Annotated in this window: 21 protein-coding genes and 1 riboswitch; of the genes, 9 read left to right on the forward strand and 12 right to left on the reverse strand. The window is 35.2% G+C overall.

The window, feature by feature from the left end:
* Positions 1-26: 26 nt before the first annotated feature.
* From iscX to trmJ, 9 genes are all read right to left on the reverse strand, one after another.
* Positions 27-227 carry a Fe-S cluster assembly protein IscX gene (gene iscX / locus E2R68_RS11225; RefSeq protein ID WP_134277780.1) on the reverse strand — a complete coding sequence of 67 codons (201 nt, stop codon included), beginning with the start codon at positions 225-227 and terminating at the stop codon, positions 27-29.
* 64 nt (positions 228-291) lie between these two features.
* A complete protein-coding gene (gene fdx / locus E2R68_RS11230; protein ID WP_134277781.1) occupies positions 292-630 on the reverse strand; it encodes an ISC system 2Fe-2S type ferredoxin in 339 nt (112 codons plus the stop codon).
* Positions 631-659: 29 nt separating this feature from the next.
* Positions 660-2,528, reverse strand: a complete 1,869-nt coding sequence (hscA, locus tag E2R68_RS11235) for a Fe-S protein assembly chaperone HscA (protein WP_134277782.1) — start codon at positions 2,526-2,528, stop codon at positions 660-662.
* Between the two features lie 33 nt (positions 2,529-2,561).
* Positions 2,562-3,071 (reverse strand): co-chaperone HscB, encoded by a 510-nt coding sequence (gene hscB / locus E2R68_RS11240; RefSeq protein WP_134277783.1) that lies wholly within the window; start codon positions 3,069-3,071, stop codon positions 2,562-2,564.
* A 142-nt stretch (positions 3,072-3,213) separates the two neighbouring features.
* A complete protein-coding gene (gene iscA, locus E2R68_RS11245) occupies positions 3,214-3,537 on the reverse strand; it encodes an iron-sulfur cluster assembly protein IscA (protein WP_134277784.1) in 324 nt (107 codons plus the stop codon).
* A gap of 69 nt (positions 3,538-3,606) precedes the next feature.
* Positions 3,607-3,987: a Fe-S cluster assembly scaffold IscU gene (gene iscU / locus E2R68_RS11250; protein ID WP_134277785.1), complete on the reverse strand. Its 381-nt coding sequence runs from the start codon at positions 3,985-3,987 to the stop codon at positions 3,607-3,609.
* Between the two features lie 41 nt (positions 3,988-4,028).
* Entirely contained in the window at positions 4,029-5,243 is a 1,215-nt protein-coding gene (locus E2R68_RS11255; RefSeq protein WP_134277786.1) for an IscS subfamily cysteine desulfurase, read from the reverse strand.
* Positions 5,244-5,258: 15 nt separating this feature from the next.
* Positions 5,259-5,735, reverse strand: a complete 477-nt coding sequence (gene iscR / locus E2R68_RS11260) for a Fe-S cluster assembly transcriptional regulator IscR (RefSeq protein WP_134277787.1) — start codon at positions 5,733-5,735, stop codon at positions 5,259-5,261.
* 122 nt (positions 5,736-5,857) lie between these two features.
* Positions 5,858-6,616, reverse strand: a complete 759-nt coding sequence (gene trmJ / locus E2R68_RS11265) for a tRNA (cytosine(32)/uridine(32)-2'-O)-methyltransferase TrmJ (protein WP_134277788.1) — start codon at positions 6,614-6,616, stop codon at positions 5,858-5,860.
* 339 nt (positions 6,617-6,955) lie between these two features.
* Between trmJ and suhB the strand changes: the two genes are divergently transcribed.
* On the forward strand, positions 6,956-7,744 hold the full coding sequence (gene suhB / locus E2R68_RS11270; RefSeq protein WP_134277789.1) for an inositol-1-monophosphatase: 789 nt from the start codon (positions 6,956-6,958) through the stop codon (positions 7,742-7,744).
* 102 nt (positions 7,745-7,846) lie between these two features.
* Here suhB and E2R68_RS11275 read toward each other — a convergent pair whose 3' ends face one another.
* Together E2R68_RS11275 and E2R68_RS11280 are read right to left on the reverse strand one after the other, a co-directional pair.
* Positions 7,847-8,488 (reverse strand): LysE family translocator, encoded by a 642-nt coding sequence (locus tag E2R68_RS11275; protein WP_134277790.1) that lies wholly within the window; start codon positions 8,486-8,488, stop codon positions 7,847-7,849.
* A gap of 19 nt (positions 8,489-8,507) precedes the next feature.
* Positions 8,508-9,557 carry an endonuclease/exonuclease/phosphatase family protein gene (locus tag E2R68_RS11280; protein WP_243834666.1) on the reverse strand — a complete coding sequence of 350 codons (1,050 nt, stop codon included), beginning with the start codon at positions 9,555-9,557 and terminating at the stop codon, positions 8,508-8,510.
* Between the two features lie 262 nt (positions 9,558-9,819).
* Between E2R68_RS11280 and E2R68_RS11285 the strand changes: the two genes are divergently transcribed.
* Together E2R68_RS11285 and E2R68_RS11290 are read left to right on the forward strand one after the other, a co-directional pair.
* Complete coding sequence (locus tag E2R68_RS11285; protein WP_134277791.1) at positions 9,820-11,226, forward strand: DUF1800 domain-containing protein; 1,407 nt, start codon at positions 9,820-9,822, stop codon at positions 11,224-11,226.
* A gap of 2 nt (positions 11,227-11,228) precedes the next feature.
* Positions 11,229-12,368, forward strand: a complete 1,140-nt coding sequence (locus E2R68_RS11290) for a DUF1501 domain-containing protein (RefSeq protein WP_134277792.1) — start codon at positions 11,229-11,231, stop codon at positions 12,366-12,368.
* Between the two features lie 19 nt (positions 12,369-12,387).
* Here E2R68_RS11290 and E2R68_RS11295 read toward each other — a convergent pair whose 3' ends face one another.
* Positions 12,388-13,434, reverse strand: coding sequence for a PLP-dependent cysteine synthase family protein (locus tag E2R68_RS11295; RefSeq protein ID WP_134277793.1), 1,047 nt, complete (start codon positions 13,432-13,434; stop codon positions 12,388-12,390).
* A gap of 165 nt (positions 13,435-13,599) precedes the next feature.
* On the opposite strand from E2R68_RS11295, the gene E2R68_RS11300 reads away from it, so the two are divergent.
* The 6 genes from E2R68_RS11300 (at position 13,600) to E2R68_RS11325 (ending at position 19,513) form a co-directional block, all read left to right on the forward strand.
* Positions 13,600-14,061 carry an Lrp/AsnC family transcriptional regulator gene (locus E2R68_RS11300; protein ID WP_134277794.1) on the forward strand — a complete coding sequence of 154 codons (462 nt, stop codon included), beginning with the start codon at positions 13,600-13,602 and terminating at the stop codon, positions 14,059-14,061.
* 83 nt (positions 14,062-14,144) lie between these two features.
* Complete coding sequence (locus E2R68_RS11305; protein WP_134277795.1) at positions 14,145-16,502, forward strand: AsmA family protein; 2,358 nt, start codon at positions 14,145-14,147, stop codon at positions 16,500-16,502.
* 82 nt (positions 16,503-16,584) lie between these two features.
* A complete protein-coding gene (locus tag E2R68_RS11310; RefSeq protein ID WP_134277796.1) occupies positions 16,585-16,800 on the forward strand; it encodes a (2Fe-2S)-binding protein in 216 nt (71 codons plus the stop codon).
* 129 nt (positions 16,801-16,929) lie between these two features.
* Positions 16,930-17,053, forward strand: a riboswitch (TPP riboswitch).
* 62 nt (positions 17,054-17,115) lie between these two features.
* Positions 17,116-17,958 carry a bifunctional hydroxymethylpyrimidine kinase/phosphomethylpyrimidine kinase gene (gene thiD / locus E2R68_RS11315; protein WP_445177087.1) on the forward strand — a complete coding sequence of 281 codons (843 nt, stop codon included), beginning with the start codon at positions 17,116-17,118 and terminating at the stop codon, positions 17,956-17,958.
* 9 nt (positions 17,959-17,967) lie between these two features.
* A complete protein-coding gene (locus E2R68_RS11320; protein ID WP_134277798.1) occupies positions 17,968-18,723 on the forward strand; it encodes an ABC transporter ATP-binding protein in 756 nt (251 codons plus the stop codon).
* Positions 18,716-19,513, forward strand: a complete 798-nt coding sequence (locus E2R68_RS11325; RefSeq protein WP_134277799.1) for an ABC transporter permease — start codon at positions 18,716-18,718, stop codon at positions 19,511-19,513. The genes E2R68_RS11320 and E2R68_RS11325 overlap by 8 nt, the downstream gene beginning before the upstream one ends.
* Positions 19,514-19,566: the final 53 nt, after the last annotated feature.

Here is a 19,566-nt window from a genome sequence, read left to right on the forward strand (position 1 = left end):
AAGCTCGCGTCTATTATATTGATTTATTAATCATTTTCATCAATCCAGCAGAGCTGAATTGCTTCTAAAATACGTTCACTACAATGCTCAGGGTTATCATCAAAATCTTCTAATGCAAGCACCCAATCGCGCAAATCAGTAAAGCGAATTGCTAACGGATCTTGCTCTGGGTATTTATCTATTAATGCGAGAGCAATCTCTAAAGAGTCAGTCCATTTTAATATCATCAGGTTCTCCTTAAAATAAAAATTTACCTTTAACACTCAGTTTAGCGGTATTTCTCGATAAAGTTTAATGCCCTTCAGAAACAATATTAACCGTATACTTTGGTATTTCTACTACTAAATCTTCACCTTGCAGACACGCTTGGCAACCCAAGCGAGACTCAGGCTCAAGGCCCCAAGCTTTATCTAACATATCATCTTCTAGCTCATCACTTTCTTCTAATGAGTCAAAGCCTTCACGCACAACAACATGACAAGTTGTACAAGCACATGATTTTTCACAAGCATGTTCAATATGAATATGATTTTTTAAAGCAACATCTAAAATAGTTTCACCATCTGTAGCTTCAACAACTAAACCATCGGGACATAATTCTTCATGCGGTAAAAATATAACTTTTGGCATCTTAAGACCTTTCTCTTTATTAATTTAGCTTAAATCTCGTCAACTGTATGACCAGTTAAAGCTTCTTTTATTGATACATCCATGCGTCTTTCCGCATAACTATCAGTTAATTTATCAATTGCTGTAATCGCACTTTTAATCGCATCAATATTATCAGCTGCAGCAAGTGCAGTTAGATCTTCAATAGCGAGAACAATTTGTTGATATTCTTGTTTATTAAGCAGTTGCTGTCCATCTTTTTGCAACGCAGCTTGTAAGTTTTCAATAACACGTTTAGCTTCAACTTGTTGCTCAACTAACATGCGAGCTTGAATATCTTTTTCAGCAAAAGTCATAGAATCCGATAACATTGTCATCACCTGCTCATCACTTAATCCATAAGTTGGTTTTACTTCAATATAAGCTTGCACACCAGATGATTTTTCCATCGCAGTCACACTTAATAAACCATCTGCATCAACTTGGAAAGTAACTCGAATATGAGCGGCACCCGCCGCCATTGGAGGAATATCTGTTAATACAAATTTAGCAAGCGAACGACAATGCTCGACTAATTCACGTTCACCTTGTAATACGTGGATCATCATAGCCGTTTGGCCATCTTTAAAAGTAGTAAACTCTTGCGCACGAGCAACTGGGATAGTGGTATTACGTGGGATCACTTTTTCAACAAGCCCCCCCATGGTTTCTAAACCTAGAGATAGCGGCAATACATCCAATAATAACATTTCAGAATCAGGTTTATTACCCACTAAAATATCAGCTTGAATTGCAGCGCCAATTGCAACAACTTTATCTGGGTCAATACTTGTCAATAATGGTTTATTAAAAAATTCAGATACCTGTGTACGCACTAAAGGAACTCGAGTCGAACCACCGACCATAACTACTTCAACAATATCGTCTATGTTCACATTTGCATCTTTTAACACACGCTTACAAGAACGTACTGTTTTCTTCACTAATTTTGCAATCAACTGTTCAAATAGACTTTTACTTAAAGTACCAGACCACTGAACTTGTTGTAGAGAAATAATGACTTCTTCATCATCAGTGAGTGATTGTTTAGCTGCACGTGAGGCTTTTAATAATTCTTGTTGTAATTCAGGTGTTATTTCACCAGTAATACCTGCCTCAGATTTGATCCATTCAACAATAGTTAAATCAAAATCATCTCCACCTAATGCAGAATCACCACCCGTCGCAAGTACTTCGAATACACCTTTATGTAGATGTAGTATTGAAATATCAAATGTACCACCACCTAAATCATAAACAGCAATAACACCTTCTTGCCCTGAATCTAAGCCATACGCAATCGCAGCTGCTGTCGGTTCATTTAATAAGCGTAAAACATGTAACCCAGCTAAACGAGCAGCATCTTTTGTGCCTTGACGCTGAGCATCATCAAAATAGGCAGGCACAGTTATAACAACACCACTTAGCTCACCTTGTAAACTATCAGTTGCGCGTTGTGCTAATACTTTAAGAATTTCAGATGAAGCTTGTACTGCATTAATAGGACCACATACAGTTTCAATTTGCGCTAAACCACTTTCATGAGCAGAGAATTCATAAGGAAGATGAGTTTGGTCTAAATCAGCAAGTGATTTACCCATTAAGCGTTTTGCCGACACCAAAGTATTAAGAGGATCGGTTACTGATTTTTCTAGTGCTTTTTTACCCACAAGAACCTGCGGTGTTTTTTCTGCTGATACAGCATAATTTACAACCGATGGCAGCATATCCTGTTGTTCAGTATCATTTAATGTTGTCGCTTCACCACTACGTACCGTTGCAACTAATGAATTCGTTGTACCTAAGTCGATACCAACAGCAAGTTTATGTTGGTGAGGAGCAGCTGATTGACCAGGTTCTGCAATTTGGAGTAATGCCATGCGTTTATAATCCTATTATTTTTCAAATAAAGTTTAGTCGAACAATTTCTCTTCTAATAACTCAAGTTCAACTTGAAGCTTTAACATAAATTTTAATTTACGAACAAGATCCGCTGTTACTTCTAATTGTTCATTTTGTAGAGCGACTTCAATTTCAGCCTCTAAATCTTTTACTAAACCTATTATTTCTTTATTAAAATGATCTATTTCATCTTCATCATCTTCGGTGAATTCAGATATTTTTTCTCGCCATTGCATCTGCTGCATTAAAAAATCAGTATCCTGCAATGTACGCTGTTCTAGTTCAATATCTAAACCATTTAATTTAAGTAGGTATTGAGCGCGTAAACAACTGTCTTTTAACGTTACAAATGCGTCATTCACTTCAGTGCTCTTTTGCATTGCTTGTAATTTAGCTTGCGCATCTTGCATTGCAAATTTATCAGGATGGTATTGTTTTTGTAAATCACGGTAAGTTTGAGATAACCGGTTTTGATCAATAGAAAAAATGGCAGGCAGAGAAAATAACTCAAAGTAATTCAAAACAATTTCCTAACTAGGTATTATTAATTCCAAACAATAAATGGGGTGCTTAACAATTAGAATTAATATAGCAATAAAATAATAAAGTCTGACTATACAATCGCATAAGCCAGACTTCAATAATATCGATTCTTACGTCACTTTATACGCTAAAGCTTTCACCACAACCACATTCACCATTAGTGTTTGGGTTGTTAAATTCGAATCCTTCATTTAGACCTTCTTTAACAAAATCTAATTCAGTTCCATCTAAATAAAGTAAGCTTTTTTTATCTACAATGATATTAACATCATGATCAGTAAACATCTCATCATCATCGTTAAGCACATCTACAAACTCAAGTACATAAGCCATTCCAGAACAGCCTGATGTTTTTACACCAAGACGTAAACCTAAGCCTTTGCCACGGTTTTTTAAAAAGTTTGATACATGCTTTGCAGCTGGTTCAGTTAGTGTGATAGCCAAATTCGACTCCGTTTATCTAATTCTAAACAAGTAAGGTAATGCTTTATCAAGATCACCTTACTATGTTTTTTAAGCGTTTTTACTCTTGTAATCTTCAATTGCAGCTTTAATCGCGTCTTCTGCAAGAATAGAGCAATGAATTTTCACTGGTGGTAATGCAAGTTCAGCTGAAATTTCAGTATTAGAAATTTTTGCAGCATCTTCTAACGATTTGCCTTTGACCCATTCAGTAACTAATGAACTTGATGCGATTGCACTGCCGCAACCATAAGTTTTGAACTTAGCATCTTCGATAATACCGTTTGCATCAATCTTCAATTGTAACTTCATTACGTCACCACAAGCTGGTGCGCCAACCATACCTGTTGCAACGCTTTTATCATCTTTATCAAATGAACCTACGTTACGTGGATTTTCATAATGATCGATTACTTTTTCGCTATAAGCCATGAGTGTATTCCTTATATTCGTTTAATATTGTTTACTTGGTATTAATGGTGAGACCATTCAATACTATTAATGTCGATACCTTCCTTGTACATATCCCATAATGGCGACATTTCACGTAAACGGCCGATGTTTTCACGGATAATTTTAATTGCATAATCAATTTCAGCTTCTGTCGTGAAACGACCAATACTGAAACGAATTGAGCTATGTGCTAATTCGTCATCACGACCAATTGCACGTAATACGTATGAAGGCTCTAAACTCGCAGATGTACATGCACTACCTGAAGAAACAGCTAAATCTTTTAATGCCATAACTAAAGACTCACCTTCAACATAGTTGAAACTAATATTAATATTGCCAGCGACACGATTCTCTAATGAACCATTAACATACACTTCTTCCATGTCGCTAACACCTTCAAGTAAACGAGTACGTAGAGCTAAAACACGTTCATTTTCACTTGCCATCTCTTCTTTAGCAATACGGAATGCTTCACCCATTGCAACAATTTGATGTGTTGCTAATGTGCCACTACGCATACCGCGTTCATGACCACCGCCATGCATTTGAGCTTCTAAGCGAATACGAGGTTTACGACTAACGTATAATGCGCCGATACCTTTAGGTCCATAGATTTTATGTGCAGAAAATGAAATTAAATCTACTTTCATTTTTTGTACGTCGATTTCAATTTTCCCTGCGCTTTGCGCAGCATCAACGTGTAAAATAGTTTTATTCGCACGACATAATTCACCAAATTCAGCAATATCTTGAATAACACCAATTTCGTTATTAACATGCATTAAACTCACTAGCACTGTGTCGTCACGTAAAGCTTCTTTCAGTTGCTCTGGAGTGACAATACCATCTTCTTGAGGATCAAGATAAGTAACTTCAAATCCTTCACGCTCAAGTTGACGACAAGTATCTAAAACCGCTTTATGCTCAGTTTTAGAGGTAATAATATGTTTACCTTTTTTCTGATAAAAGTGCGCAGCACCTTTTATCGCAAGGTTATTTGATTCAGTTGCACCAGAAGTAAAAACAATTTCACGAGAGTCTGCATTTAATAAGTCTGCAATTTGCTCACGAGCAATATCAACAGCTTCTTCAGCTTGCCAACCAAAACGGTGCGAGCGAGATGCTGGGTTACCAAAGTCACCATCTGTAGATAAATATTGCACCATTTTTTCAACAACACGTGGATCAACGGGGGTTGTTGCTGAATAATCAAGATAAATTGGTAATTTCATTTTTTTCTCCACTACTTATTTCGAGACGATATTAAGTAGTTCACTATTAGTAAATTTATTATTCTGTTGCTCTGAGATATTTTGTACATGGTCACTAGCCATTAATTCATCTAATGTAATACCATCTAGAAATGAACTAATACGAGTGCTTAATTGTTCCCATAATGAATGTGTCAAACACTGCACACCATCTTCTTGGCAGCCACCAACACCTGAGCACTTACGTACATCAACATTTTCATTTACTGCATCAATGATCATTGATACAGAAATTTCAGATCTACTTTTGCCCAATTTGTAACCACCACCTGGACCACGCACGCTACTAACGAGATCTTTTTGTCTAAGTTTTGAGAATAATTGCTCTAAATATGAAAGCGATATTCCTTGACGCTCAGAGATCTCTGCAAGAGGGACCGGTCCATTGTGTTCTTTTATAGCGACATCTAGCATCGCTGTAACCGCATAACGGCCTTTTGAAGTTAATTTCATAGTAGAGTTCGCTATATAAGTGATATTTCGCTAATTACTTAAACAACTAGTAACTTAATATTCACTTAGTATAAATACCTGACAATTTTAGTCAAGTAAAAACCCCTACACTTTAGTCGGTTTTATTTGTCTTTATTTACTTCATCTTGTTTAACCGTTTCAGCAGTATTATCGAGAGACTTCTGCATGCTACTAAAGATCCCTCGCAACATTCTTAACTCATTGATTTCAGGTCTTGCTCTGTTAAATAAACGACGTAATTTATCCATGACCAAACCAGGATGCGCCGGTACAATAAAACCAATTTGAAATAATGTTTTTTGCAGATGTTCAAGCATCCCTTCAAAATCAGAGGCTCTTGGATACTCTTCAACAACTTCAAGAAAGGCATCTGATGCTAAAAAGGACATTCGAACTTCATAGCTTAATGTTTGTACCGCCATTGCTAAATTCAATGAGCTATAATCAGGATTTGCAGGAATAAACACATGAAAATGACACTTTTGTAACTCATCATTAGTTAAACCGCTATTTTCACGACCAAAGACTAAAGCTACTTTATGTTTTTTACCTTCACTGGCTACTTTAACACCCATCTCTCTTGGATCTAACATCGGCCAATCAAGTGTTCTAGGGCGAGCACTTGCTCCAACAACAAGACCACAATCAGCAATCCCTTCATCGAGTGTTTTATAAACTTTATGGTTTTTTAACACATCGCTCGCACCAGCAGAAAGTGCTACAGACTTACCATCTATTTCACATTCAGGATCGATCAACACTAAATCAGTTAAGCCCATTGTTTTCATGGCTCTTGCAGCACTGCCAATGTTTCCAGGGTGAGAAGTACCAATTAATATAATGCGAACATTGTCTAGCATCGTTTTTCCTTCATGATTTAGTGATTTTTTGAGGGCAAAGTCTAGCATTCTTTATATTATGATGTCACTGCAAAATGCTTATCTAGCACTCGTAGAATAAGGCGAAGCCATATATATAAGAAAGTGCTTCATTATTCTGTTTAATTAGATGGATATTCAAATAGCCAGTCTTTAAATAATGACCAATTAAATTACTATAGTAAGTGCCTTAATATCCAATAAAAAACATTTTCGTTGAATTTTCATACAATTAAAATATTGCACAATTATGTGACCTGTGTATAATTTCGCGCCGAAGGAATCTCCCTTCATGTTCTTTTAAAATCTAATGGTGATCCTATGCATCCAATGTTAAATATTGCGATTCGTGCTGCGCGTAATGCGGGTAAAGTAATTGTTAAAGGTTATGAAAATTTAGAGTCTGTTGAAGTTGAAGAAAAGTCACTTCACGATTATGTAAGCAGCGTTGATAAAGAAGCTGAATTAGCAATTATTGGGACATTACGTAAATCTTACCCTGACCACAGTATTGTTGCTGAAGAGTCTGGTATTGATAACGGTTCAGATACAGATCACCAATGGATTATCGACCCACTAGATGGGACAACAAACTTCATTCACGGCATTCCTCATTTTGCTGTTTCAATTGCATTAAAAATCAAAGGCCGTACAGAAGTTGGTATTGTATTTGATCCAATTCGTAATGAATTATTTTCTGCTGTTCGCGGTCAAAGCGCACAAATCAATGGTTACCGCACACGTACAAGTAACGTACCAAAATTACCAGGTACATTATTAGCGACAGGTTTCCCTTTTAAACAGAAAGCAGATTTAGAAACTTACCTAAATATTTTCCAAGAGTTCTTTACTGATGTTGCAGATATGCGTCGTAGTGGCAGTGCAGCATTAGATTTAGCTTATGTTGCAGCTGGCCGTATGGATGGTTTCTGGGAGTTTGGTCTAAAACCTTGGGATATCGCTGCGGGCGAATTATTATTAAAAGAATCAGGCGCAATGATGACTGACTTTAATGGCGGCAATGACTACTTTAAATCAGGAAATGTTGTTACTGCCAATCCAAAACTATTAAAAGAGATGTTAACGGTTATTCGTAAACACAACGCTTAATTGTTGGGTTAAAACACATTAGATTAAAAAAACCAGTTCATTGTAACTGGTTTTTTTATGTCTAAAATCTATAACCAATCAAGGTAATAACTAGCGAAAAAATTAACGTTGTAACGCAATCAATAGACTAAAATAAATCATTACACTTCCTGATAAGCGTTGTATCCATCGATTTAACCATGTTCCCTTTTCTTTCTGTAAATTTTTCAATTTATCAACAAGAACAATTACTAGAATAAACCAACTAACAATCAAGAATGCATGTATAGCAACAAAACCAAAAGCGGTGGCAATATGCGATTGATCAAAACCTATAAACTGTGGAAATGCAGCTAAATAAAACATCGACACTTTAGGGTTTAATAGTTGTGTTAGAAAACCTTCATTAAAACAGCTAATAAATGTCCTTTTTTCTAACTTTATTAATACTTCCTGCTCATTAATTATGGTTGTGGAAGTTTTATGAAATGAGCTACGAAGAGCTTTAAAACCGATATAAAAAAGGTATGCTGCTCCTAATAATTTAATTGTTATAAATAATTCAGCGGACTGTAAAACTAATGCAGATAACCCAAAAATAGATAAACCACCATGTATAAAGGTCGCACATGCGATACCAAATAAATTAATCAAAGCAGAAGACTTTGGATTCTTTGCAATTGTTTTTAATATTAAGGCTCCATTTGGGCCCGGTGAAATAACTAACAATAATGCCACCAAAGTAAAGGCTAAAATATCATTCACGTTCTCTGCTCCATTAAACTTATTCTCTTAATGTTAAAACAACACTCACAACAGCGTGATCTGTACTTTCACCATCAATGTCAAAACTAGGATTAATTAAATGTTTATCACTATTAATATAATCACTCACTTCAAAATAATTTGATTGTGAAACCGTATCAAACTCACTAGACATTAAAATATAATCAAGCACTGAATTAGTTTGACCAAAATAATGTGTAGGAGCACGTGTTAATGGCTCGTTTTTATTGGCTTGGTATAAGTCCCAAGCATCTCGTAATACATAAAAATCAACTAATCGTTGCTGTGAGTGATCGTTATTAAATAACAAATTAGGGGTCAATAGATGCGCTAAAACACCATCTTTTAATGGATTATTAAAGTCTCCCATTAATAACATAGCATTTCCTGTTTTAGCTCTTCTTTCAATCATTTGCATCATCAACAATGTGGCTTCGCTACCCCGCTGGATAGATGATGCCCAACCACCAGCAACTTGTGCTTTAAACTGTTCAATGACATTACCTTCTAATGAAGACAATTTATCCACTTCGCCCTGCCATGCCGCTCGCTTAGATTTAAAATGCACAACATAACAATCACATAAACCTAAATGTGGTAATTCAACCGTTGCTCTTAAAACTTGCCGACTAAAAGCAAAATCATCAGCAAGTCCCAATTGTGTCACTAGAGCATGATCAACGGGCACAACTGCAACTTCCACAATTGGAAATTTACTCGCTAACGCTACCACAGGGTCTCGATAAATAAAATCATCAATAACTGTTGGTAGATCGACCACTGCAAAGTATTCATAGCCTTCTTTTTTAACCAAGGATTCTAATGCATCGCTACTAAATACTTCTTGAAACCCGATAATATCTGGAGCATGTAATTGTAGATAAGATGCGATCCAATTTTCTTTTTTCTGCCATTGTTCAGCTGAATAAATACGATCAAAATCATAAAAGGCATTAGGTGGGGCAAGGTAATTAAATAAATTAAATGTCGCTATTTTAAATTGTGTTTCCACAACCTCATTCAAGGAGATAGTTATATCATTAGCCAAAATAATATTTACCTTATTAATATATACGATAATAGCGTGAAAACTATCAGGAACAGGAATGTTTAGCAGTATCGCATATCAGAAAAAAAATTAGCGATTAATCTCATCATTATTGTTTAATAACCCATTAAACTATCCGTGAATACTTTTCATGAAAATTTACTTATTTATGTGGAGTACTTACATTTACAACCATTGTTTCTGAGTTATGCTATTTAAATCAGGTATCTACTCGTCATATCCAAGATAGGTGATAATAACGATGCAAGCTATACAACCACCTTCAAATAAACAATTTACTAAAGCGACAATTGCCATGCAACGATTTGCTTTAGGCGCTCGTCCTAATGATATAAAGCGCATAGAGAATATTGCCCAACCGTGGTTATTAAACCAGTTAACGTTTAAACCCGCGGTAGAATTTGATAGCACATTACCAGATTCCAATGAAATTTTAATTATTCAAGAAAAATATAAACAAGCTCAAAAAGCATTTAAAGAGTATGCAAAGCATCAGCCAATTACTGCAAATATGTCTGATAATAAAGATATGCAGCCCCCGAAAAACCCAAATCAAGCTATTTATAAGCAACTAACTGCAGATGCACTACAGCAATCCATTAACTCATTTAATAGTTTTAATTGGCGCTGTTTAGACTTCTTTTCTAATCACTTTAGTGTTTCAACACAAGGGTCAATAATGAGAGGGCTTGCCCCAACATTAGAAAGAGAAGCAATTGCTCCCCATTTATTTGGACGCTTCGAAGATTTATTATTAGCCGTTTACCAACACCCTGCGATGCTAATTTATCTTAATAATGAAACGTCAATCGGACCTTCAACTAAATATGCTAAAATGAATAAAGGATTAAATGAAAACCTAGCCCGTGAAATATTAGAGTTACATACATTAGGCGTGAATAGTGGCTATCAGCAAAAAGATGTAACAGAACTCGCTAAAGGTATTACTGGTTGGAGCGTTGCAAGACCGGGAAAGGAAGAGAAAGAAGGGTTTGTATATAGAGCGAATAAACACGAACCGGGTATAAGAACATTAATGGGGAAAAGTTTTCCAGAATCAGGGATGAAACAAGGCACAGCAATGATCAAGTACCTTGCAAATCATCCGATTACAGCAAGGTTTGTTTCCACTAAGATAATACAACACTTTATTAGTGACCAAGCACCTGAAGAATTGATTAATCATTTAACAACACATTGGTATAACAGTAATGGACAATTAAGTTCTGTATTTCAAGCACTCATTCAACACCCTCTTTCATGGCAGATTAAACAGCAAAAATATAAAACACCTCGAGAGTATGTCATCTCAACTTATCGAGCATTAAATATTAAAAATTTATCTATTAAACAAGTACAAAGTGCTTTATCTGTATTAGGTGAAGAACCTTTTAAAGCAGGTTCGCCTGCAGGTTATAGTGACCAACAACAGGACTGGGATGGTGCAAATGCATTAATGGCCAGAATTAACTGGGCTTCACAACTTGCCGGTAGAAAAGCTTCAAAAAGAATCGATATTGAAACATTGATAAGTAATACTTTTGGTGACACTCTGAGTACACATAGTTATCAAGTCATTACTCGAGCAGAAAGCCGCCAACAAGCACTGACATTATTATTGCTAAGCCCTGAATTTTTAAGGAGATAATCATGTTACGTCGTGATTTTTTAAAAGCATTAGCTGCAAGTTTAGTGATTTATCAAAGCCCTTTGTTAGCAACCACTAAAGCAACTCATCACCAACCCAAAGTAGTTTGGATTGTATTACGAGGCGCACTTGATTCTCTGCATACTGTGATCCCTACGTTTGAACCCAACTTAATAAATTTAAGACCCACTTTGTATCCAACTATTCAAAATGAATTATTACCTCTAAGCAAAGGTTATGCTCTTCACCCTTCATTAATAAACCTACATCAATGGTATCAACAAAAACAATTATTGCCTGTTATTGCTGTTTATTCAGGTTATAAGAAACGATCTCATTTTGATGGCCAAGATTATTTAGAAAGTGCCTTAAAGATCCCTGATTTAGATAACGGTTGGCTGTCTCGCTCAATCAAAGTCAAAAACAAACATGCCATTGCTATTTCTCAATCGACACCTATCAGTTTACGTGGAGCAAAACAGCTAAGTAACACATGGTACCCTTCTCGATTACCCAATGCAGAGCATGATACGTTCTCAGCATTACAAACTCTTTATCAAGGTTCCCCACAATTATTGGCGCGATTACAAGAAGGTTTGACAATGGATTCAATGCTAGATACAAAAAATAAAAAAGCTAAGCAAAATGGCAACTTTATAAATCTTAGCCGTTCATGTGGACAACTTTTGAAACAAAAAAATACAGACTGCGCGATGCTGACATTGGGAGGATGGGACACACATAAAAATCAAGCTGGACTATTAAAACGTCAACTTAGTGTGTTAGATAATGGTTTACAGGCATTAAAAACAGAACTTGCCACACAATGGGATGATACCTTGGTTATTGTAGCAACAGAATTTGGACGTACAGCAAGAGAGAATGGCACCAGAGGGACAGATCATGGTACGGCCAGTGCGCTATTTTTAGCAGGAGGAAAAATTAATGGAGGAGAAGTATTAGGGGACTGGCCTGGCTTAAATGAAACACAATTATACCAACAACGAGATTTAAAACCGACCAGTAATAGTTTTGATTGGATAGCCGCATCAATACAACAACATTGGCACCTAAACAATCAACAAATACAACAGACTTTCCCAACAAGTTCCCCTTACCAAGGAAAAATATTCAGAAGCTAAGCGAATACCAATCAATGACCTAAATAGTCAGCAATATTTTTTGTTGCTGACTAATTTCACCAATGTTATCCATTACCCATTGTGCATCGTAATAACTGTTCGCATAGCGTTCTCCGCGGTCACACAACAAAGTAACGATAGAACCTTTTTGCCCCTTTTCATGCATCTGCTTAGCGAGTTTTAATACTCCCACCATATTTGTTCCCGTACTAGCGCCTACTTTACGACCTAATAATTCAGCTAACCACTGCATAGCAGCAATAGAATCTTTATTATCAACCTTCATCATATTATCAATAACTGATGCAATAAACGAAGGTTCAACACGAGGTCGACCAATACCTTCAATCAAACTACTTTTTTGACTAATTAAGTCTTTATTGTTGCTAAAAAAGTAATCATAGAAAACCGAGTTTTCAGGATCAACTACAGTCAACTCAGTTGTAAGTTGATGATAACGAATATAACGCCCTATTGTTGCACTAGTGCCCCCAGTTCCCGCACTCATCACTATGTGAGTTGGAATTGGGTATGGTTCATTTAGCATCTGTTCAAAAATAGAATCTGCAATATTATTATTACCTCGCCAATCCGTTGCGCGTTCTGCATTAGTGAATTGATCCATATAATAACCATTTAATTCTTTTGTTAATCGTTCTGATTCAGCATAAATTAAATCAGTCGAATCAACTAAAAAGCACTCTCCACCATAACGTTTTATTTCATTAATTTTTTGTATGCTGGTCGATTTTGCCATGACAGCAATAAAACGCAGACCTAATAATCTTGAAAAATACGCTTCAGAAATAGCAGTACTACCCGATGAGGCTTCAACAACAACTGTATTTTCTTTTATTTTTCCATTACATAATGCATATAAAAATAATGAACGGGCTAAGCGATGCTTTAAACTCCCCGTTGGATGGGTGCTTTCATCTTTTAAGTAAATATCAATGCCTGATAACTGAGGCAAATCAAGCTTGATCAAATGTGTATCAGCACTGCGCTGAAAATCAGCCTGAATTTTAGCGATAGCAGAAACAACCCATTGACGTTGACTACTCATAATACGTTTCCCATGTTTAATTTATCTTTTAATTTTACACTTAAATATAAAGAATAAACGCCTCATATATCTTTAAATTTTTTAAAATAAAGAAAATTATCCTTTTTTAGTTAAAATAAAAGAAAATAACACTAAAAGTTCAAATATTAAAATAAGGTAGATAGTATGAATTTAGATAAAATCGACAAAAAAATTATTAACCTACTACAACATGATGCTTCAATCTCATTACAACAATTAGCAGAAAAGTTAAATTTAACAAGTACTCCCTGTTGGAATAGAATTAAACGTTTAGAACAAAATAGAATCATTCAAAAACGAGTCGCTTTAATCGATCCAGAAAGTGTAGGCCTTGAACTAATTGCCTTTGTACAAATAAAAACACGTCAACATTCAGAGGCTTGGTTGAAGGATTGTGTGCAACAAGTAAAAGGATTTGCACAAGTACTAGAGTTTTATAGAATGGCTGGAGAATATGACTATCTTTTAAAAGTCATTGTTAAGGATATGCGTAACTACGATCAGTTTTATCAACAACTAGTAAATAATGTCACAGGGTTAACCGATGTAAATTCTAGCTTTGCTATGCAACAACTTAAGTTTACTACAGAGTTACCAATCTCTTGATGAAATAATGACCATCAAGCCTTAACGTATTACACTATGCACTGCATTATGCTCAAATATATTTCTCTTATAAGGATATTTTAATGAAACTGTTTTTAAAATTGGCATCTATCTCAATTGTCCTTTTGTTATCCATCATTGTTGTTGTGATCTCGATTATTGATCCCAATGATTATAAACAACAAATTCAAGACCAAGTTAAAAACAATATTAACCGAGAATTAACTATTACAGGCGATCTCGGCTGGAGTTTTTATCCCATTTTAGGATTTAAAAGTGGAGAAATAACTTTACACAATAGCCCTGAATTTACTGAAAAAACATTATTAAAAGTTAACAATACAGCGATCTCAATTAATGTATTACCTTTACTTAAGGGAAAAATACAAATAGGAAAAATAATATTAGAGGGAGCTGAATTCAACCTAATTACTAATAAAGATGGTTTATCAAACCTTGATAATTTACAACCTGCAGTATCTCAAGTTGAACAGGAAAAAGAAGTTACAACAAATATCACAGAAGAAAATAGCAAAACAGAAGTTGTTGACCTTTCTGAGTTTGTGTTATCAGGAATAAGTATCAGCGATGTAAAATTACAAATCATTGATCACCAGAAAAAGGATCATCAAGAAATATCTATTAATAAGATGGAACTAGGCGAGTTTGCTTTTGATAAAACAGCACACTTTAGTTTAAGTAGTATTATTAAAAACAAACAATTAGCAGCGGATATTGCATTAGAAACAGATTTATTTATTGATTCCGCATTAACAACCTTCTCTCTTACAAATTTAAATGTAGAGAGTGAAATACTAACTCAAGCTTTACCTGGCACCACCATTAATACAACTTTGACCAGTGCTTTAAAATACCAAATAAATTCACAGCAATTAGAAGTATCCCCTATTACGATTAATAATGTTTTAACTGGTGCACCTTTAAGTGGGGACATTTATATTGAGACTAGTAATATTCAGGTTATGGATAACAATAAACTAAGTCTTGATAAGTTAGCAATGACTAGCAACTTGACTGGTGATAGTTTAGAAAAAAACCAATTAGAAACTTATTTTGATAGTAATCTTGCACTAAACCTACAGAAGAAAACGGCAAGCATTAATAAATTTGAATTAACAAACACGCTCACAGGTACAGATTTGCAAGGGAGTATGAATATAACACTGAAACAACTTGAAGTGAGCAACTTTGAAAATATAGCTATTAAGCACCTAAAAATGCTCAGTGAGTTTAATGCACCTAACGTACATAAAGAGAAGATAAATACCCTAGTTGAAAGTGATATTACATACGATCTGACTCAACAAAAAGTAAGTTTGACCGACTTAAAATCAAAATTAAACGACCTCCGCTTAGATGGTGATATCAGCTTCAAACAACAATCAATCCCTGTTATTCGATACAACTTGAAAGGTAATGTCTGGAATGTAAATCCATATTTAAATAAACCAGCAATAAAAGAAGAAAAAAATACTCAAGTTACCGCTACGACAGTGACTGCTGAGCAGAAAGAACCTGATTTAAGCATTCTAAAATCATTTGATGTAAAAGGTAATTTAACGCTTGATGGTCTTTTATATGAAGAAATCGTTATAGGTAAAATCACAAACCATTTAATCGTTAAAAATGGTAAAGCAACCTTATCTCCTTTAACTGCAAAATTATATAATGGTACGTTAAATGTAAATGGCTGGACTGATGAAGCGAAAGGCAAAAATAAATATAAGGTAACCACTAAAATAAAAAATATTACCTTAATGCCATTATTAAAAGCTGCTGCTCAAATAGATATGCTTAGCGGTAAAGCTAACATAAATGTAGTTGCATCAGGGCAAGGTTTAACATCAGAAAAAATCCACCAAGGTGCAAACGCTAAAGGTGACTTTAAAATAGTTGATGGGGAGCTATATGGTATTAATATCCCTCAAGAAATTAGAATCTTAAAAGCAAAAATAAAAGGTGATCCTTTACCTACAAATAAAGATGTTAAAAAAACTGACTTTGCTTCGTTAATTGGAGAGTTTACTTTACAAAAAGGCATCATAAATAATCAAAAACTCATTATGCTCTCTCCTGTTATGCGTTTAGATGGAACGGGATTAGCAGATACGCTTAAAGAAAATATAAATTATAAGTTAGGTGTAACACCTTTATCTAAAAGTCATGAAAAAACAGATTATCTAGATCTAAATGGCATTACCATACCTTTGTTAATTGAAGGAACTTTCACTGAGCCAACTTTTAAACTTGATACGAGTGGTGCATTAAAAGAGCAACTCAAAGCGAATAAAAAAATACTACAAGAAAAAGCTAAAAAAGAACTTTTACGACAACAGCAAAAGCTACAAGGAAAATCAAAGGATGAATTAAAAGAAGAAGCTAAAAAATTAGAAAATAAATTTAAAAGCTTTTTTAGATAGTCTCAAATAATAAAAAATAAGCAGTACAAGTTTAACTGCTTATTTTACTTTTTTAGCATAGAATCATTAAGTCATGTTTATTATGGATACACAAAGAAAAGAACAAGACCCAACCCTAGTATGTACCTGCAATGATCTCTATATTGAAGAGATCCGAGATGCTATTAACATCGGCATTTATGATTACCTTGAAATTATGCAATACAGCGATACATTGCTTAGATGTGGTGAATGCCAACCTCATGTGGAAATACTAGTAAAAGAAATCTTAGCAACAACCAATAAAACAACTGATTAATTACTATATAACTTGATTGCAGTCGCAGTAGATATTTAAGTTAAAAATAAATAACTTTTATCAACAATCAAATATGACTTTAAACTCATGTTTGATTGCGCTTTCAACAGAACTTGTTATCATTCTCAGTTCTTATAGTCGGGGAGCCTAATTCAGTAATAAAGACTGAGAATATAGTGCTGAGATCGATATATCGATACCCGTTGAACCTGATACAGTTAATACTGACGCAGGGAACTATTTATAAACCGTCCATCTGTAACTCACTTGGTTCTTTCTGGTTGATATAGTTTCGATAGCGCAGTATTCGGAGCAATGATGACTCACTCAACAACAGCGAATACTCAACAACTCTCTACACCGATCGTATTAACTATTGCCGGCTCAGATAGTAGCGGCGGTGCAGGTATTCAAGCAGATATTAAAGCTATTTCAGCAACAGGAAGTTATGCTTGTTCAGTGATAACAGCGATCACTGCACAAAATACGCTGGGGGTTTCTGCCATATTTCCAATCCCTCTTGAACACGTCGAAAAGCAACTTGATGCCGTTTTTAGTGATTTAAATATAGTTGCAGTCAAAGTGGGCATGCTTGCTGATTGTGACATTATTAGAGTTGTAGCCAAAAAATTAAAACAATACTCACCTAAATTTTTAGTTATCGATCCCGTCATGATCACTAGTAATGGCGATCTATTGTTAGAACAAAAAGCAATTGAAACACTAAAGACAGAATTATTAGCGATGGCTGATTTGATCACCCCTAATTTACCCGAAGCAGCTGCATTACTTGATAGTCAAATCCCAAAAAATGAACAGGATATGCAAGCGATGATTGGTGGTTTACGTCAACTAGGTGCAAAAGCAGTATTATTAAAAGGCGGATATTTAATACAATATAAAAATAGCAATGATTTATTAGTTTTAGAAAATACTACGCAACAATTTACAGCAAGACGTATTAATACAAAAAATACACACGGGACGGGTTGTACTTTATCATCAGCAATTGCATCTTATTTGGCACAAAATAATCAGTTGATAGACGCTGTTCAACTAGGTAAAAACTATATTACTCAAGCCCTTCAACATGCAGATCAACTTGTCATTGGTCAAGGCCATGGCCCTGTCCATCATTTTTATCAAATCAATCAATAAGTTATCTACATGTCAGAACTGCAACAGCCAAGCATAACTATACGCGATGCATCTCTACGTTATAACGAGAGTCAACTCAGTGTCTTACAATCATTAAATATGGACATCCCAGCTGCACAATGGACCTGTATTTTAGGTCGTAGTGGTTGTGGTAAAAGTTCTTTGTTACGCTATCTTGCTAATTTACTCGACAACAAAGTGCAATGGTCAGGTCAACTATCCATCAACTGTAATATCAAATTGCAGGAGCAAGTGGCTTATATGGCACAACAGGATTTATTAATGCCATGGTTATCCGTATTAGATAACGTAATGCTCAGCGAGCAATTTGGTGTTATTAAAAAAGCATCACAACAAGAAAAAGCCCAACAATTATTAGCACAAGTTGGCCTTGCAGACAAAGCACATTATCTGCCGCAACAATTATCAGGGGGAATGCGTCAACGTGTCGCTTTAGCGAGAACCTTGATGCAAAATAAACCTATTGTATTAATGGATGAACCTTTCTCTGCCTTAGATGCTGTCACACGTTATCGCTTACAAAACCTTGCACATCAGTTATTAAAAAATAAAACCGTAGTATTAATTACGCATGATCCACAAGAAGCTATTCGCTTAGCGGATCAACTTTACATTATGCAAGGTCAACCGGCTTTTGCTGAAGCATTAACAGTACCAACCACCTCATCACCAAGAAAAATTGATGCTCAATGCGCACTATTGCAACAAACTATCATTGAACGATTAGAGCAAGATTATGAGTAATTTACCACCGATTACCGGCTTAACTAAAACTATTACACACCAAGAAAAAACACTATATCCAGTATTACGTATGATAATTAGCTTATTCGTTATTATCGGAATATGGCAAGCCATCGTACTGATTTTTCAACTTCCTTCTTTTATTCTTCCCTCTCCAATATCTGTATTTGAGCGTCTTATTGAACGTCACGAGGTTTTATTTCGGCATAGTTGGGTGACAGCACAAGAAATTATTTTAGGTTTGATATTAGGTTTATCAATGGGATTATGTTTTGCATTACAAATGCTCTTATTTAAACCTGTAAAACGTTGGTTGTTGCCTATTTTAATCACAAGCCAAGCAATTCCAGTTTTTGCTATCGCCCCTATTTTAATGCTTTGGTTAGGTTATGGCATTTCATCAAAAGTAGTGATGGCCGCTATGATCATATTCTTTCCTGTTACAACATGTTGTTATGATGGATTAAAAAACACACCTACTGGTTATCTAGATTTAGCTAAAACAATGGGTGCAACAAAGTGGCAAATGTTACGCCATATTCAACTACCAGCAGCGCTGCCAACATTAGCTTCCGGTATAAGAGTCGCCGTAGTAATAGCCCCCATTGGCGCAGTCGCAGGAGAATGGGTAGGTTCTAGTGAAGGGCTTGGTTATTTAATGTTACAAGCAAATGCACGTATGTTAATCGATGAAATGTTTGCGGCATTATTTATTTTATCAGCTATTTCTGTGAGCTTATATTTTGTTACAGATAAGCTATTAAAGAAATTAATTCCATGGGAAGTATAACCCCCCCATCATAGAGACTTAATAACAAAAAAATCATATAAATAAGGAAATAC

The organism is Psychromonas algarum, from assembly GCF_004376845.1.
Lineage (GTDB): Bacteria > Pseudomonadota > Gammaproteobacteria > Enterobacterales > Psychromonadaceae > Psychromonas.